Genomic DNA, 1,729 nt, shown 5'->3' on the forward strand with positions numbered 1-1,729 from the left:
TTTTGGCCAACCCCATCTACATTGGGCAGGTCATCTGGAACCGGCGCCAGTGGGTGCGAAATCCCGAGACCAAGCGGAAGAAACCGGAGTTGCGTCCAGAGTCTGAATGGATTGTAACGGAGCAACCAGAGTTGCGCATCATCCCACAGGACTTATGGGAGCGGGTTCAACAGCGGCGCAAAATGCAGAAGAAATGGACCATGACCAGGCCACGCAGTCCAAAGTATCTCCTGTCCAGCCTCTTGAAATGTGAAGTGTGTGGGGCGAATTTCGTCATGCGATCATATTATCAATATGGTTGCGGCGGCAATGCGGACCGAGGGCCGACTGTCTGCTCCAACAACCTGCGCGTCTCTCGCACCTTGGTTGAAGAAAAAATTCTGGCCGAACTTCAACGCGACCTCTTCACGCCGGAAGGGATTGATCTATTTCTGAAAGAGTACACTCGACTTTTGACCGAGCGGTGCCGGGATCGCAAACCGCATCCCTCCCAGCTCCTCAAAGTGGAAAAAGAAATTGCGAATATCACAAAGGCGATCAAGGCGGGAATTCTGACCCCAACGACGAAGTCAGAACTAGAGAAAGCCGAAGCAGAACGCGCCCGGCTTCAGCGGATAAACGAGGAGACATCGGACACGGTCATAATGATGGTACCAAGGGCCAAGGAACGCTATCAGGCTGTTATCGATGGGATTGGGGGGCTTTCCACCAAGCATATGCCCCAGGCACGTGAGCAGGTGCGGATGCTCCTCGGGGATATCTGGCTGAAGCCTATGCCCGAGGGGTACCTAACGGCCACCCTCACGGGACGCTACGAAGGGCTTATACAGCTGATAAATGGAGGAAAAAGGAAGTTAAATCTTGTTGGTTGCGGGGAGAGGATTTGAACCTCTGACCTTTGGGTTATGAGCCCAACGAGCTACCAGGCTGCTCCACCCCGCGACCGGATGCTAACAAAGGGCCGAACAGCAAGTCAAGTTGAGGTGTTGCATGATTGCATTCCGGCTAACACGATGATAAAGCGAAAGCATGCGCATCGTCTTCATGGGCACACCGGAATTTGCCGTGCCGTCGCTCGAAGCGCTCCTTCGATCTGATGACCAGGTCGTCGGAGTGGTTTCACAGCCGGACCGACCGAAGGGGCGAGGGCAACAACTCGTCGCTCCACCCGTGAAACTCGTGGCGGAACGTGCCGGTATTCCCATCCTTCAGCCGCTGAAGATCCGCACACCGGAATTCTTGCAGGCGCTTTCCGCCTGGCAGCCGGACCTGATTGCCGTCGCGGCGTACGGGCGCATTCTGCATACACCGATTCTTCGGCTTCCTCCGATAGGCTGCGTGAATGTACATGGCTCACTCTTGCCGAAATATCGGGGCGCAGCTCCGGTGCAGTGGGCCGTCATCAATGGTGAGACCGAAACGGGTATTACCACGATGCTCATGGATGAAGGAATGGATACGGGGCCGATGCTGCTCCAGGAGAAATTGGAAATCTCGCCGGACGACACGGCGGGGACATTGGCGCCTCGCCTGGCGGAGTTGGGAGGACGGTTGCTTGTCGAGACGATTACACAATTGAAAGCCGGAACGCTGACGCCGACGAAGCAAGACGATGGGCAGGCGACCTTGGCGCCGCTCCTGAAAAAAGAAGACGGCCTGATCGATTGGACGATGAATGCAACCGCGCTTGCCGATCGAGTGCGAGGACTTTCTCCCTGGCCGGGGGCCT

Annotated in this window: 2 protein-coding genes and 1 tRNA gene; 2 read left to right on the plus strand and 1 reads right to left on the minus strand. The window is 56.2% G+C overall.

All coding sequences use genetic code 11. The features are described from left to right. A partial coding sequence (locus tag ACOSYY_RS08460; protein WP_421661829.1) for a recombinase family protein occupies nucleotides 1-887 on the plus strand: 887 nt, incomplete at its 5' end. Here the strand turns inward: ACOSYY_RS08460 and ACOSYY_RS08465 are convergent. Continuing rightward, nucleotides 866-942, minus strand: a tRNA-Met gene (locus ACOSYY_RS08465). The genes ACOSYY_RS08460 and ACOSYY_RS08465 overlap by 22 nt on opposite strands. Nucleotides 943-1,029: 87 nt before the next feature. Between ACOSYY_RS08465 and fmt the strand changes: the two genes are divergently transcribed. Then, nucleotides 1,030-1,729, plus strand: a 700-nt coding sequence (gene fmt / locus ACOSYY_RS08470) for a methionyl-tRNA formyltransferase (RefSeq protein ID WP_421661830.1), incomplete at its 3' end; no start/stop codon positions are given.

It is taken from the genome of Nitrospira sp. BLG_2 (assembly GCF_049222245.1).